This window comes from Lactobacillus sp. ESL0228 (assembly GCF_003692825.1).
In the GTDB taxonomy this organism is placed as follows: domain Bacteria; phylum Bacillota; class Bacilli; order Lactobacillales; family Lactobacillaceae; genus Lactobacillus.
Window position 1 is genome coordinate 1 of the sequence record NZ_REHJ01000011.1, and the last position, 16,585, is coordinate 16,585.

Sequence of the window (16,585 nt, forward strand, 5' to 3'; positions counted from 1 at the left end):
ATTAAGCGAGTTCATTGGTAACTTCTTTCTAGAATTGATTGGGTAATTACATTCTATCAAAGAAGTCCAATGGACTTTTTTCATTTTTTAATTAGGGCAAGTGTTCAACTTCATTTTACAATTTACCAAATAATTTTTTTGCATTTAATTTTCGCAAAAGCCAAATCTTTTAATTAATACCTCGTTTTAACCCACTCGTTAAATATTCCATTCTGCCATAAATTCTTTGACAAAATTACGCATAAATTCTGTTCGCTGGTGAGCTTCCCTTCTTCCACCCTCTGTATTCATTGTTTTTTCTAACTGAAATAATTTTTCATAAAAATGATTAATTGTTGTTTCTTGATGCTGGCGATATTGATCATGACTGAACAATTTTTGAGGTTTAATTTGTGGATCATAAATTAAATTTCCATGTGCGCCGCCATATGTAAAAGCCCGTGCAATTCCTATTGCTCCTAAACTTTCAATGCGGTCAGCATCTTGCACATAGGCGCCAGATAATGGTAATTGGTAATGGTGCTCAATGTTCTTAGAAAAAGACATATGTTGCATCGTAAATAAGATATCCTTAATCTCCAAATCTGTAAAACCAACCTGCGGTAACAGAGTCTTAATTTGCGTTAAAACTGATTCTGGAGCAGCACAAATCTTTTCATCAATCGTATCGTGTAGATAGCCTGCTGTTTGAATAATCGCCACCAATCTACTGTCAGAATGTGCATCCGGATTATCCTGCAAGTAAAGTTGACTGGCTAAATGTGCTACACGCTGTCCATGATAAAAGTCATGACCAGTCTTTTCGTCTTTTAATTGTTCTTTAACAAAATTAATTATTTTTCTTAAATCCAACTCAAGTATTCCTTTTCCTTAAACTAATTTGTTTAACGCGATAAATAGTTAATCATCCTTTGATCAGTTAATTCTAAAACCATCAAAATTTAATATTAGCATTAGCACTATATTAAAACTATCCTTAATTTATCTTAACAAAATCCGATAAATTAAAGATAACTATTTTATATGATGTTAATCAAAGCCGCTTCCCAGAGTTGAACTGAGGACCTCCTCCTTACCACGGGGGTGCTCTACCTGCTGAGCTAAAGCGGCAAGTCAATTGTAACAAAAAAATATTCGCCATGTTGGTGAATACCAAAATTTATTACAATTTTTGTATGACTGCATATCTTTACTAATTGAGCTGTAATCACAGGACTACGACATTATCAGTATCCATTTTTTTATCCACTCTGCAATTTAATTTTGTGAATTGTTCAATACTTTTATCTCATTGCACACCTCGCTACTAACTATCAACTTTAATTGAATGTCAAAATCTTTAAACATACTTTTAAAACGGGGTTGTTCACCAAGAATTTCATATTCTTTACCCTTTATTGTTATTTATTTTTATTGCAGTCAAAATAGCTCTTCCTATCGCTGTTGGTAGTAAATTAACTTTCAATAAATCATCAACCGCAATCCAAGATGGGAAATAAAGATTATCAGAATTTTGCCGTTTTTTTTCTTCACCACCAATTTTGGGTGCAGCAATATATGGAATTTGCTCACAAAAAAATACTTGTTCCTCAATTTGATCTGTTTTTGTGAATAAATATTCTAAATTTGTAGATACTAACTCAATTCCTAATTCTTCATGTATTTCTCGCACGGCTGTTTCTTGTGGACTTTCACGCCCTTTACTTCCGCCACCGGGAACTACCCAATAATCACGTCCATATTTAGTTCGATGAATTAACAAAACCTTATCGACTTTTTGATTATATAACACTACACGAGCTCGCATTTTTTTGTCTTCTCCAATCTAAAAACCCGCCACACAGCAATGCAGCGTGGCTGGTTCACGTTTAGTCTTTAATATTAACTAAAGTATACTTTCGCTTACCCTTACGGACGATTACGTATTTGCCCGCAAAAGCTCTATCAGGATCAATTTGATAGTCAACCGATTCTTCACGATCACCATTAATATAAATGGCACCATTTGCAATATCTTCACGAGCTTGCCGCCTGGATGGTTCAATCTCTGTATCGACTAAGAAATCAACAATATTTTTTATTCCAGGTTCTGATTCAACAGTTGGAGCATTCTTAAGCCCCTGCTCAATCTGCTTAATTGATAAGTTTTTAATATCACCAGAAAACAATGAGGCAGTAATCATTTCTGCTTCAGCCAATCCTTCATCACCGTGCACAAATCTGGTTACTTCTTTAGCTAGTGTCTTTTGTGCTGTGCGTTTCCACGGCTCATTCTTAACTTGAATAGCTAAATCGTTAATTTCTTCTCGGCTTAAGAAAGTAAAGTACTTCAAATACTTAATAACATCACGATCATCTTGATTAATCCAAAATTGATAAAATTCATACGGACTGGTTTTTTCGGGATCAAGCCAGACAGCTCCACCAGCTGATTTACCAAATTTTGTACCATCGGCTTTTAGCATTAAAGGAATTGTTAGCCCAAAAGCCGGCCTTTCTGTCCCTAACAATTTATGAATCAAATCAATTCCCGCCGTAATATTGCCCCATTGATCACTACCACCAATTTGCATTTGAACATCATGGTCTTTGTTAAGATGATAAAAATCAATTGCCTGTAAAATTTGATAAGAAAATTCTGTGAAAGAAATACCATTTTCTAATCGACTGGCAACTACATCTTTATTCAGCATGTTGTTAACTTGGAAGTATTTGCCATAATCACGCAAAAAATCAATTAGACTTAATTTGTCTAGCCACTCAGCATTATTCACAATTTCAAAATTTTCGCTACCAAACAATTTTTCCATTTGCCTAGTTAAAGCCACTTCATTTTGATGCAATTTTTCTGCACTGAGTAAAACCCGCTCCGATTTTCGACCTGATGGATCACCAATATTTCCTGTCCCACCACCGATTACAATTACCGGATGATAACCAGCCAACTGAAATCTTTTTAGAATCATAAAGGGAATCAAATGACCAATATGAAGTGAGTCTCCAGTTGGATCAGTACCACAATATAGGGCTAATTCATCATGCTCTTGCAAATATTTAGCCAATCCAGCTTCGTCTGTTTGCTGATTGATTGCTCCACGCCATTTCAAATCTTCCAAAATATCAAAGTTTGCCATCTTTTTCCTCCAATAAAAAAGTCCCTAGATTCTAAATAGAATCTAGGGACGACTAAATTAATTATTTTAGCCGTGGTACCACCCACGTTTACGCTATTATCAGCGTCTCAACTACGGTCATTATTGGAACCACCCTACTTTGTATTTCACTATCATCAACCTGTCTAGCTCACACCAACCGCTAGTTCTCTGAACACTGAATTGAGATGTTACTTAACTATTACTCAAAATAATACTTATTTTTTATTGATAAGTCAATACCAATGTAGACTATTTATAAAAGCCCTTGACCTGCAAACCATAAGCTTTTCCAGCAGTCATATCGTACTGGATAGTTTCATAATCAGAAAGCAATTCTCTCTGCTCTTTGGTCAAATACTTCGGATCAATCACTTGACCCTTACGTCCAATTAATTCAAAACCTTTATCACCCTCAAAATTAATTGTGATTGCCGGTAATTTCTTGTGAACTTCCGTTAACAATGCTTGATATGGCGTCACTTTCGAATCAGTCTGTTGTAACATCATTGCAATGAAATCACTGGAACTAACAAAATTATTTGCCTTACGCGGCAATCTCATCTTTGCACCATGTTCACGTGCATATTTATTTGAGTAAATAAAGTAACGCGTTGAGTGCATTTGAACTGGGTATTTCGCAGTGTAGCTTTGTGAAAGAATACTTGGATAGTGATCACCATAAAAGACCAGCGTGATCGGTTTTTTAATCTTATCAATTTCATTCACGAACTGCTTAACGGCCCGATCAGTGTATTGAGTCCCTTTAACATAAGTTGCCATCTGTTCACGAACACCTGATGAATTAAATAAATCACCAGAAATTTTACCCATGTATTCATTATTCGGGTACCAGTTATTATATGGCATATGATTCTGAATAGAAATCAAATTGATAAATTGGCCACCTTGACGAGAATTAATTTGGTGTAAGCCGTTAGCATAAGTAGTGAAATCTGAATTATAACCACTACGACCCAATTTTTTCTGGTCAATAATCTTATATTTAGAGCCGGTATAAATAAATTTATCAAACTTAAATCTGTGATAATCTTCTTGTCTTGAATAGTACGTTCCAATAAATGGGTGAACCGCAGATTTGTAGTCAAAGTTCATTCCAATTGTAGGATAAAATTCATAATTAGGAACAACCTGAACATATGGTGTCAAGGTTGACTTAAACATCCCCATGTTCAGACCAGTCAGTGTTTCCCATTCCATATTGGCAGTTCCACCACCATAACCGGCACTTAGCATCGTACCATAAGAAGAACGAGACTTCATTGATTCGATAAACTTAACTGGGTTAGGAACAGAATGTTCAAATCTAATAGTCGGGAAAGTGTTAGGATCAACAAAACTCTCACTCAAATTAAAGACGATCGTCTGATCACGCAGATCATTTTTTCTACCCTTGTTAATTTGAGCTGCTACTTTTGTATATTTTTGATCCAATTGCTTAATCGCTGAAGCAGAATAACCCGTTGGTTCATCCATAATTTGTAAATCAATATAATTCAAGAAGTTCAATACAGGACCATTAACTTGAATATCACGTTCTGGATTACGAAACTTCTGTTTATTATCAAAACCACGGTTAATGTGGTAAATCATTCCACCATCGTGATTCAAACGAAATGGGGTCATGAACAGTAACAAACTAAGCAATGCCCATATACCACGATGTTTCCATGATCCTCGTTTCTTGATTGAAAATTTACATTCCAAAAAGACATCAAGTGCAACTATAACAACTATTGCGATCAAGATTGCAATTACGGTTGTCTTGCCAATCATTGGTAACAAAGTACGCCAATTAACAATTTCACTTAATTCAGTCGGATAAATTGGCTCACCACGAAGGATTAATTTGATCTTATTAGCAACAGCCCAACCAATTGCAATTAGACTGACCAACATATTAGAAGTCCAATATCGTGTAGTCACAAAATATAGAATAGAAAACAATGCATCTAGAAAGATTGTTGTCAAAATAATGGCGAAAAATCTTGTTCCGAGCAAGTAAACGATCGCATTAATCGTTGATGCAGTGCTAATTTGGATACGCAATTTATCTGACTCAATTAAAAATGAACCAAAACTCAATATATAGAACCAAGTCCAAGTAAGGAGGTTAACACGATTAGTTACAATAAATTTAACAAAAATTGACCAAGCTCGTTCACATATTTTAGCTAAATTAGATTCATGATCAAGATAATTAATGGTTCGAGCAAACGGCTTAATTTTAAATAAATATCGTTCAAGCACATCATCCCAAACAATAACTACTATAAACATTATCATAAGCATCAACAGCTTATTAACAGTTGATGAACCCGTGAAACGAAATGCATTCATGAATTTAGGAGAGATTGGCGCATCCATAAACATAATTACTGGAATCAAATAGCGCATTTGCCGCGGGCTAAAAGTCACAATAATCTTTTTAAAGATAAGAAAAACAGCAATAACCAATAAAAACATGAATGGAGATGATGGATTGTTTAAGAATTCACGATTCCAGTCACCGCCACCATTTCCAGAAATAATTTGCGACCAATAAACAGCATCAAAGCCAGATACTCCAATTACGACAATAAAAAACGAAAACAGTCCAATAATTACAGATAAGGTCAGTAATTTACCATCAACCGAAACATTGGATAGGAACATGCCCCAAGCAAAAAAGAGCACTAAATAAAGACCATAAAACGAGTATTGAAATGACAAATTACCCGCACTTAAAGCAAAACCTAAAAGCGTAAGCAGACTCAGTATCAGTAACTTCTGCTTTTCGGTTTGCCTATTAAGCAAGTCATATAAATATGGCTGTAGTAAAAGACTAAAAAATAACCCAGCAAATAAAACTGAAGTACTGGCAATAATCGGGAACAACATCCCCCATACCCGCCACATATTAAAGCTACTAGGCAATTTGAAGAAGAAAAGAATGTAATACACAATCAGCGTTACACTAGCAAGTAACCAGCATTTAAAACTTTCGCTGACACTCAGCTTTTTCTTGCTATAAACAGCACCAAAAACCATTGGTACAATCATTAAAGTTGCATTATGCAACATATTCGGTATAAAGCGAATAAAAGAATAATGTGCTCTAGAAGCAATTCCTTTCAAACTGTACATTTGTACTAGCATGAAAAGAGTTGCTACTAGAAGACAAACAATCTTGGCAGCTTTTAACGTTTTTTTATTTTTATTCATATTTCCAGTACATATCCTAACTAAAAGTAATGTTATTAATGAATTCGTCTTATACTTTATTATGTACAAGACATTCACTCTTTACCTTTACTCAGTAAAGAATTCTTGCAAATCACGCCTCAACTTTGAAGCCATGATTAATGTGACAGTCCCTGACACAATGACCTTTTCCTTAATCTGCATAATACAAGCTAAACCACAGCCTAAACACTAAAGGAAAATTATTAAATTTCGTATTCTTATCACCGATAGCAAAGTAATCAACAGTGCTGCTACAACAGCTTGGATATCTACATCACTACTAGTAATAGGCAACTCTTACCCTCTTGTTACCTTTAGAATGATTCCAAAAGAAAAATATATCCTAAAATTAGTCCTAAAACCGAACAAATCAAGTTCACTTTCCTTTGAAATAAATAATTGATCGGGATTAAACAAGTAGCTATCTTTAATAAACCACTAATCCAAGTTATAATTCCCATTTTCTCTCAAATGACAACCGTATTGGTAGACCCAACTCTAGCGTAATCTTGAAGAGCAATGCTACCCACAAACAACAACTAATCAGATACATGTCCAATTAGAGCTACATAAAGATGGGCCATCAATTTTCACCTTCTTCCTGCAGATCCCAATAGTCTTGATAAATATTATAATCTTGAGTAGCAGGATTAGTAAAATCAAAACCATGAGTTTTATTACGCTGATTTTGATAAGTTTCATTATTTTGAATCCGTTCAGGTTCTAATCCCAATTCTAAGCGTAAATAATCAGACACTCGTTGTAATTCCTGAGTCGACTGAACCTGATAAGAAGCACCTTCAATTGTGGCATTATGCCCATGGAGATAATCATTTTTAACATTTTTAGTTGAATTGCGATAATTAAAAGCAATCTGCTGCAAAGCATCAAATGGTAAGTTGGTTTTTACATTACCAGAAATTGAAGTCAAAACTGAGTCCAATTTAGTTAATGTGTTGAGTGCTACCGCTTTTTTAATTAGCGTTGTAATTACTTGTCGCTGACGCTTCTGTCTGCCATAGTCTCCTTGCGGATCATCATAACGCATCCGTGAGTATGCCAAAGCACCACCGCCACCCATATGAGTTAACTGACCTTTTTTAAAAATATAGCCACTATACTCAAAACTAAGCGTTGGTCGTATCTTGATTCCACCAACATAGCGAATCAAACGCATTATGCCTTTCATATTAACTAAGGCATAATACTTGATTGGTATATTGACCAACTTAGAAACACTGGCCATTGACATTGCTGCCCCACCCAATGGATATGCTGCATTAATTTTTTCGATCTGGAACTTTTTTGTACCAACCATTTGTGCCATCGTGTCACGTGGTACAGACATTAGTGTATAACGCTCTTTTTGTGGATTAACAACAGCAATAATGATTGTATCAGTATTACCAATCTTTTCGGTACGATCAAGAGCTCCCGTATCCGTACCCATTAACAATACCGCAAACTTTTTCTTGCCGTTAAATTCACCCTTTTTTATCTGAACCTGATTATTGTTATCATAGGTATCATCAACCGCATTCTTGGTTCGACAATAAATATAAGCAGAGTATGCCACTACTGCGACAATTGCAAAAAACAAAATGATCGATATCCATTTTAAGAGACTCTTTTTCTTGTTGTAATCCTTTGCGTGTATTTCAACCCGACTTTTCTTCGGATGATTATCGTTGTGATCCATATTCTTCGTTTACCCAATTTTTAATTACAATGAGTATATTATAGCAAAAAAAACAAGCCGTTGCTGGCTTGTTTCTTGTATCTTATTAAAATCATTAACTTATTAATTCGCAGTTAATGTCATCGTAAATTCTGTACTTTGATTACCATTCAATATTTCATCATTCGTTGTAGCAATAAAATTTTCATCTCTTAAAACTAGTGTAAGATTTGTAGAAGCAAATTTCACTTTAATATCCATTTTATTCAACTCAAATTCATTAATATTCTCTTTAATATCCCATTCTTCAGAAATTGGCAAAAGAAATTTTAATGAAAAAGGCATCTCTTTATGAGAATTATTTTTCAAATAACATTTAATATTGATACGATTTTCCTCAAGTACATAGGATACAATCACTTCAAAATGATATGGAAACTTTTTATAACTTGCACTGTTATCAATTAGAGTTAAACTAACTCTTGCATCTCCTTTATCAACGACCGTCCATGGCAGAAGTTCGGCCAAATTTTTTTCATCTTGACCATTTTCTGCAAAGACAATCTTCAACCTATTTTGCGTGTCGCCATCTTTAAAATAATCAGACTGGTTATTCTTTGAAACAAGATTAACCAGTTGTGCTCCCTTTTCATCCACAGCAACTTGCAAGACGGAACTTTCAATTATTTGCATAACTTTCTCCAAACTTTCTCCTCCCTAGAAAATATCACTTTGATGGCATCAATTCAAGCTTAAAATTAATTCAAATTCTTCATTAATATAAAAAATGCATTTATCAAGAATAGATAATTAAAGCTAAATTAGCAATTATTCTATTAAAAGCATTAAAATTATTAGCAAATTTCACTTTGATATATTATAATAATGGTGTTCCCGAGAATTATAAAATTAGTTTTTGGAACAAGTTAATAAGAAAACATCCCAAAGATATCTTTGGGATGTTTTTTTGAATAATTTTTCTTATCTATTAAATATCCATATTAAAAATTCTTACTTTACATCTTTTTTGAATAGGCGCCATCCACTCAAAATTACAGTTACTAAGCAAATAATTGTTGAAATGATAAAAACTACGTGCATACCATAGATAAAGATCTCTGGTTGTTTAGGTAAATATGCGGTAACACGAGAGCCCTTTGCATGACTCATTGCCGCAAAAAGAACGGTTGTTGCGCTGGAAATTCCGATAACCATACCTAAATTTCTTGAAAGCGAGTTAATACTACCAGCAACACCTAAATCTTTCTGTTCAACAGAACTCATTACTAAAGAATTATTTGGTGAACTGAAAATACCACTTCCAAGTCCCATGATGGCAATACTAATAATGAATAACCAAATTGACGAATTAAGGTTACACAAGGTATAACCAATTTGGCTAATTAATAATAAAACTAAGCCAATAAAGGTAATCAATTTAGGCCCAATTTTATCAGATAGCGTACCAGCAATAGGAGCTGCAAAAAGCTGAACAACTGGCAAAATCATTAAAATATAACCTGTTTGACTTGGAGCCAAGCTGCGCGCATTTTCTAAATAAAAAGGAGTAACAACATTAAAGAAAAAGTTCGTTATAAAAATTAACAGTGCACACAATAAGCTAATTGAAAAGTCAGGATTTTTAAACAAGTTAAATTGCAATAGCGGGTTTTCAGTATGGTTTTCAACAGAAACAAACCAGACAAAGCTGATAATTCCAATTATCAATAACGCTAAAACTGGCAAAGCTGTGAAGCCAAGCTGCTGACCTAAGAAAATTCCGCCAAATAAAGTAATCATTCCTAAAGCAAACCCAACTGAACCAGTCTTATCAAGAGGAGCATTAGTAAATGTAATATCTTTAGGAAGATAAATCGCACCAATAATCGCAGCAATGATTCCAACGGGAACATTTAACCAAAAAATGTATGACCACGAAAGTTTACTCAAAATCAGGCCACCAAGTCCAGGACCTGCAATCGAACCCAAAGCCACAAAAGAACCAATTGTTCCCAGAGCTTTACCTCGTTCAGTCGAAGGAAAAATTTCAGTAATAATTCCGTTATTAGTAGCCATTGTCATCGCCGCACCAACGGCTTGAATAGCCCGTGCCAACAATAAGAACGGTAAATTGATTTTAATACCAGATAACAATGAACCTGCAATAAAGAAAATAGCTCCAAAACGGAAAATTTTTATTTTTCCTTGCAGGTCACTTAACTTTCCAAAAAATAAAATAAAACTACAAACAACAATTAAGTAAAGAGAAACAACCCATTCCGATTGACTCATCGGAATTTGTAAATCATTACTAATTACTGGTAATGCAATATTAACAATTGTTCCATCAAGGGTAGACATAAATGTAAATAGCCCAACAGCTACTAATATCCACCACCGATTTTTTTGCACCTTTTCGTTAGTTTGGTAACTTACAGTTTGCGACATTTTTACCAATCTCCTCAATTCAAATTTTAGTTAGGTACCTTATTTGATTAAATTATACACTTATTTTTGCAGTTGCCAAGTAGCAAAAAACAGCCACATTGATAATGTGACCGCTTTTACTTCTTATATAAGTACACTAAATACTAATTTTTAAAAATCATGAGCATGATAATAATATTTTTCGCACATCCCGAGGAGATTCGGCTTTGAGTAACCGTTCGACATTATTGTTGTCGCGGACAATATCAACTAATTGCTCCAAAGCTTTTTCATGTTCATGCTTTAATCCCGGTGAAAGAACAAATAAGCAAGTAACAGAAGCATATTGATTACATGTATTTATTTCTAATGAATGATCAAATAGAATCAACGATAAACCAATGTTTTTATTGCTAATACTAGGCGCAGCATGAGCTAAAAAAATATCATTAGCAATTAACATATAAGGTCCATATTGATTAATCAGTTGTACGATTTTTTCAAAATAATACTGGTCAATAATTCCATCTCGTTCAAGTAAATTACATCCCAACTGAAGTGCTTTTTGCCAAGTTAAATCGGTAGTATTATTATGGTAAACCATGATGCGTTCAGTAGGTAATATACTACCTAATGTCGGTAAATTAGATTTCTTTACGTTTTTGCTTTTAGGGAAAATAAAATGATCAATGCTTTGTCTAAGTCCACTTTCATCCTTAACATCTGCATATTCATTTATAATTGATACTAAACTATTTACCACACTAGTATTATGCTCTACCTTAAGTGGATACTTCTGGCGCAAAATATTTTCAATTAGACTTTGATCATGCTTAGTTATAACTGCTCTAACATTAACTACAGGAATAGGATATTTTGTACTAGATAATATTGCTGTGCTAATAATCAATTTTGCTTGGTAATCATGTTTAAATATGTTAGGTAAATCTCGTATCTCAAGAGGTAAAGAAAATTTAATTAAGGGATACATCTTTCTGAGTTCTTGATAAAGCATCGCTGAAGTACCTATACCACTCGAGCAAACCACTAATACATCAGCTAGTGAAGCTCTTCTAAATTTATCGCTATTGGTTAAATCATGGTAATTTTTTTGACTAACCGATCCTAAATAAAGACATATCAGTGCTATTTCTTCACTTGGCAATTTTTTTCTTAAATAATTTTCTAATGGAGCACATGCAATCGTAGTAAACTTAATTAATTCTGGATATTGTCGTTTAATTTCATCTACTTCACTTGAAGAAAATGGTACGTCAAATTTCACTCTAAAAAAAGTAGCATATAAATGATTACATAAAACCTTAGTAAATAATTTATAAGAAATTTGTTGTTCAGTTAATTGTTCATATCTAAAAATAATATCCTGAGCAATATTATTTAAATCCTTATATAAATTTTTATTAACACAATTAACTTCTGTAGCTTGTGAACAAAGTATAATTTTACTAAAAAAAACTATTTCACCATTGCAAACTTTTTCCCCAATAAGTGACCGCAATAAATCTTCACATGTTGTCAAAACATTTGTCGTATTGGTTGCTATCCAATTATATTCTGAATCTTCTTGAATAGTAAATTTTTTTAATATTCTCCACTTTATAAAAACCAACAAATAGGCTAACTGTTCTATTGAATTTTCTGAAAAATTAATTTTCATTCGTTGTTGGGTATTAATGACTAGTTGCCTAGCTTTTGAAATAGAATAACGTAAATCTTTAATAAAAGAATAAGTTAACCTATTTTGATAAAGTAATAATTTATAAATTGTTAATCTAATTGCCACTTCATTACCAGTAATTTTATGACCCATTCTAGAGCTAGCAATTTTTAATTGAGGAAACCTTCCATTAATTGTCTTAAAATCTTTAATGATGGTGTTACGAGAACAATTAAATTTCTTAGCTAATTTATTAATAGATAAATAATCATCTTGTATTAACAATAAAATAATAACCGTTTGACGATCAATAGAATGTAAATTGTTTTCATAATTATAATCTTGTTTTGAAACCATTATGTTACGTTCATTAATCAATTTTTTTCTTGTACGATTCGTAATTTTATAACCATACCTAGGAACATTAACAATTTCATCTAAATTATGCTTACGTAAATTTTGATTGATTGTTTCTAACCAATTAAAAGCAGTTCTCCGAGATATGTTAAAAGTTTCAATAATTTCTTTTAAGCTAACAAAATCTGATGATTTAATTAAATAATTTAATAATCGATTAGCCCTAATCAAACTGGTAGAATTGCTTGCCACCACGTTTATCACCCTTCAAATTTAGTAACATAGCAATTTGCCCAAAATATCACAGACTTAATTTATCAATTACTTCATTTATTACTTGATCAATACCAATATTGGTTAATAATGGAAGTCCATTAATAACTGGTGTACTAACTGCATCATTATCATATTGAGTTGTCGTTATAACTAGGTCATAATCATTTGCAAGTGATTCTACTTGAGCAACTGATGACTGACCTAACGTATATTTGTTTTCTGAAATACCTCTCTTAGATAATTCTTCTTGTAACTTATTCATTGCCGATGTACTAGTAACAACACCTGCTCCACATGCAACTAAAATCTTTTTCATAAAAATTACTCCTTAAAACCTTTTTATTTTTTTACTGCCATTTGTTTTTCTTCTGCAATAATTTTTGTTCTGTTCCACCAGCATAATCCTAAAATCAAAACAATTCCTACTATATACGCTACCAATTTAAATGGGGCTACTTGAACAATCAACCATGGATATGGATTTGAACCATAATCAATACTAGAAATCAATGATGAGCCTTTAGGAATACTAAAATGAGCTGCTATTGCACATTTAGTAATTAATGGTGCCAAATTAGTACCAATCCATAACCCTAATACGACATTAATCGCACCAATAATAAATGATCTAAAGAAATCACCATGAGTAATTGATACAATTAGTGGAAACATAAATACGAATCCAACAAGTCCAATTGTCGGTAAGAATTGATTACCTGGTAAAATGAAAGCAAATAATAAAGCAACCGGAATCATTAAAGTAGCACATGCCAAAACAACTGGACTACCTATACCTACGGCAGTATCCATTCCAATATAAATTTTTCTTTTACCTGAAAACTTCTTTTGGGTAAATGCTTGAATTGCATTTGATACTGGTACAACACCTTGTAACAGTAACGCAGCCATTTTAGGTGTAATAATCATTACTGCCGATAAGGTTACACCCATCAACATTATCTTACCTAATTTAGTAGCTACACTCATTCCTGGAATAAAGCCATAAGCCAAAATTCCAATAATAATACCAATAGCGAATCCTAAAAGAGTAGGCTCACCCCATGAACCAAATTTTTTATTAAAATCTTTAGCATCCATATGGATCTTGTTAATTCCAGGAATTTTATCAATAATCCAGTTAAATACAATGGCAATCGGAACAAATGAACCGGCATATCCATGAGGAATTGAAATTCCTGGCAATCCTAAATATTTTTCAGAAAGTGGTGCAGTTCTATCCGCAGTTACCATTATCACAATCATATTTACACTAGCTAAAAAAAGGCTAAGTACAATATCTTTAGTTAAAGCGTATACTAATGATCCACTGAATGCAAAATGCCAAAAGTCCCAAATATCAACATCTATTGTTGATGTAGTTTTTGTTAATAACATCAAAACATTTATAGCAATTCCAAGAGGAATCATACTTACGCCAACAGCTGTACCATATGCAATAGCTGATGCTGATGGCCAGCCAACATCAATTACTTGCAAATTTAAGTGCATAACTTGGATCATATTTTTAATGGCCGGATTCATTACATCAGTTAAAATAGAAACAGTAGCATTTAATCCAATAAATCCGATCCCCACCATTAAGCCACCACGTAGCGCTTTTGTAAAAGGAACTCTTACACATAAGCCAAATATCAACATAATAATTGGAATTAGAACAGTTGGACCTAAGCCAACAATATACATAATGAAATCAATGATAGGTTTCATAAATATTTCCTCCCATAAACTTTATTTAAATTTGCTTTGAAATAGCTTTATATAATTCAACATTATTTTTAAGTTGTATTAAATTACTTAATAAATCTTGGTTTTGAAATAGCGCCATTAATTTTTGTAACATTTTTACCTGTCCATGAGATGTTTTTAATGCTAGCATTACCACAATCTGGACTTCCAAAGTTTCATTTGTAATGGCCATATTATGAAATTTTATAGGATGAGCTAAAGTTGCAAAGGCAATAGCCGCTTCATTGACATACTGAATATCAGTATGAGGAATAGCAACGGCAATTTCACCACTAGGTAATCCAGTAGGATGAACTTGCTCTCTGTCTTTAACGGCTTGCTCAAATGTGTCTTTAACTTTCCCTTGTTTTTTCAATTGTTGGGCTAAATAATGAATAATTTCATCACTGCTATTAAGATTTATTCTTGCAAAAACTAATGATTGATTTAAAAGTTCCATCAATTCACTTCTTTCTTTATTGTTTCTTTTTAAATTTAAGCACTTACAAAATCAATTTTTAAGTCAATTACATGACAAAATTTAGTGCAATCAATTAACTATTAAAGTTATTATTTTTTGCATGTAATTTTGATACAGGATTATTTTGTCCATAATACGCAGCTTTTCCATGCTTACGATAATAGTGCTTGTTTAACAAATAATGTGGTAACTCACAATTTGCTCGTGTTAATTGCATAGTATGATAATCTTCTTCTGCTACTGTCTCTAGCACTTTGGCATTATAAACCGCCTTTTCAGGCGTTTCTCCCCAACAAAAAGGTCCATGATGACTAATAAGTACACCAGGTGTCGCTTTATAATCAAGATTTCTTTCTTCAAAAGTACGGACAATTGAAACACCAGTATATTTTTCATAATCTGATGCAATTTCACTTTGAGAAAGAGAATCAGAAACTGGAATTGCATCATAAAATGTATCAGCATGAGTCGTATTCATTGCTGGAATATCCATTTTAGCTGCAGCAAACGATACGGCCCATGGAGAATGTGTATGTGCAATGCCGCCAATTTCTCCAAATTTACGATATAAAATAACATGAGTTGGAGTATCACTTGATGGATTTAGATCACCTTCGATTATTCTACCTTGCAGATTAATTACAACCATGTCTTGAGGTTTCAATTGTTGGTAATCAACTCCAGATGGTTTTATAACAAATAAACCACTTTCTCTATCGATTCCTGAAACATTACCCCAAGTAAATGTAACTAATCCTAACTGCGGTAATTGCATATTTGCTTTATAAACCTTTTCTTTTAGTTTTTCTAACATTTATTTACCTTCTTTCTTTAGCTTTCAATATGTTCTCTTAAAATTATTTAACTATTTTATAAGTCATGCTTTAAGTCAAGATTTATACTTATTTTTAGTGCAACCGATTAACTAATAATTTTCTACAAAACAAAAAGCACACCATATATAGTGTGCTTAAAATTTAATATATTATTATCTCTTTGAGCATCTATATCCTGCCCTAATTGCTTCTTTTTCAGAGTTAAAATATATCGCATTAACCATATTTAGACGATAACTATGTTGCCCAGGTACATGATAAATTTTTGAATTACGGTTGCCAATAATTCTTTTAGTTCCTGTTTCTATGTACCGATGTATTTTGTGTAAATAATTACGGGATTGTCTGTGATACCCTTTAGCTTGAACTACCATTGTTGGTTGAAGAATGTCTTTATCTAGAAGATTGATCAAACCACAACTACTTAGTAATAGCAATACAGGTAATAATATTTTTAATAGTCGATTTTTCATTTAAGTACCTCAATCAATAATTAAATATCACTTATATTATTATAACAAATCATTAAATCATGTCGAAACACTATAAGTATTTTTTGCTAGTTCTTTTAGCTTTTAATTATATTTATCAAAAATTCTTCCACTTACTTGATTCAATAACTTACTGGCTAAATCATAAAAGTTAGCTTTGACCCATTATCTTGGTAAACAAACAATTTTGTATTACAATTATAGTTATCTAAAAAAA

12 protein-coding genes, 1 tRNA gene and 1 pseudogene are annotated in these 16,585 nt (G+C 32.8%); all 14 read right to left on the reverse strand.

Annotated elements, in window-relative coordinates:
- Window positions 1-198: 198 nt before the first annotated feature.
- The gene (locus tag F5ESL0228_RS07125) at window positions 199-852 is read right to left on the reverse strand and encodes an HD domain-containing protein (RefSeq protein WP_122023322.1); all 654 of its coding nucleotides are present in this window, start codon (window positions 850-852) and stop codon (window positions 199-201) included.
- Between the two features lie 185 nt (window positions 853-1,037).
- A tRNA-Thr gene (locus F5ESL0228_RS07130) sits at window positions 1,038-1,110 on the reverse strand.
- Window positions 1,111-1,387: 277 nt separating this feature from the next.
- Entirely contained in the window at window positions 1,388-1,807 is a 420-nt protein-coding gene (locus F5ESL0228_RS07135) for an NUDIX domain-containing protein (protein ID WP_122023323.1), read from the reverse strand.
- Window positions 1,808-1,868: 61 nt separating this feature from the next.
- Window positions 1,869-3,134, reverse strand: coding sequence for a tyrosine--tRNA ligase (tyrS, locus tag F5ESL0228_RS07140; protein ID WP_122019001.1), 1,266 nt, complete (start codon window positions 3,132-3,134; stop codon window positions 1,869-1,871).
- Window positions 3,135-3,404: 270 nt separating this feature from the next.
- The gene (locus F5ESL0228_RS07145; protein ID WP_122023324.1) at window positions 3,405-6,377 is read right to left on the reverse strand and encodes an LTA synthase family protein; all 2,973 of its coding nucleotides are present in this window, start codon (window positions 6,375-6,377) and stop codon (window positions 3,405-3,407) included.
- A gap of 604 nt (window positions 6,378-6,981) precedes the next feature.
- On the reverse strand, window positions 6,982-8,097 hold the full coding sequence (locus tag F5ESL0228_RS07150; RefSeq protein ID WP_122023325.1) for an LCP family protein: 1,116 nt from the start codon (window positions 8,095-8,097) through the stop codon (window positions 6,982-6,984).
- 102 nt (window positions 8,098-8,199) lie between these two features.
- Window positions 8,200-8,781: an aldose epimerase gene (locus tag F5ESL0228_RS07155; RefSeq protein WP_122023326.1), complete on the reverse strand. Its 582-nt coding sequence runs from the start codon at window positions 8,779-8,781 to the stop codon at window positions 8,200-8,202.
- 306 nt (window positions 8,782-9,087) lie between these two features.
- Window positions 9,088-10,524, reverse strand: coding sequence for an MFS transporter (locus F5ESL0228_RS07160; protein WP_122019008.1), 1,437 nt, complete (start codon window positions 10,522-10,524; stop codon window positions 9,088-9,090).
- A 157-nt stretch (window positions 10,525-10,681) separates the two neighbouring features.
- Window positions 10,682-12,790, reverse strand: coding sequence for an HTH domain-containing protein (locus F5ESL0228_RS07165; protein WP_158592504.1), 2,109 nt, complete (start codon window positions 12,788-12,790; stop codon window positions 10,682-10,684).
- Between the two features lie 49 nt (window positions 12,791-12,839).
- Complete coding sequence (locus tag F5ESL0228_RS07170) at window positions 12,840-13,130, reverse strand: PTS sugar transporter subunit IIB (RefSeq protein WP_122019012.1); 291 nt, start codon at window positions 13,128-13,130, stop codon at window positions 12,840-12,842.
- Between the two features lie 23 nt (window positions 13,131-13,153).
- Complete coding sequence (locus F5ESL0228_RS07175; protein WP_122019014.1) at window positions 13,154-14,542, reverse strand: PTS galactitol transporter subunit IIC; 1,389 nt, start codon at window positions 14,540-14,542, stop codon at window positions 13,154-13,156.
- A 25-nt stretch (window positions 14,543-14,567) separates the two neighbouring features.
- Window positions 14,568-15,020 (reverse strand): PTS sugar transporter subunit IIA, encoded by a 453-nt coding sequence (locus F5ESL0228_RS07180; RefSeq protein ID WP_122019016.1) that lies wholly within the window; start codon window positions 15,018-15,020, stop codon window positions 14,568-14,570.
- A 94-nt stretch (window positions 15,021-15,114) separates the two neighbouring features.
- Window positions 15,115-15,855 carry an L-ribulose-5-phosphate 4-epimerase gene (locus tag F5ESL0228_RS07185; protein WP_122019018.1) on the reverse strand — a complete coding sequence of 247 codons (741 nt, stop codon included), beginning with the start codon at window positions 15,853-15,855 and terminating at the stop codon, window positions 15,115-15,117.
- 174 nt (window positions 15,856-16,029) lie between these two features.
- Window positions 16,030-16,173: pseudogene (locus tag F5ESL0228_RS07190) on the reverse strand (DNA-entry nuclease); the annotation flags it as partial.
- Between the last annotated feature and the right edge of the window lie 412 nt (window positions 16,174-16,585).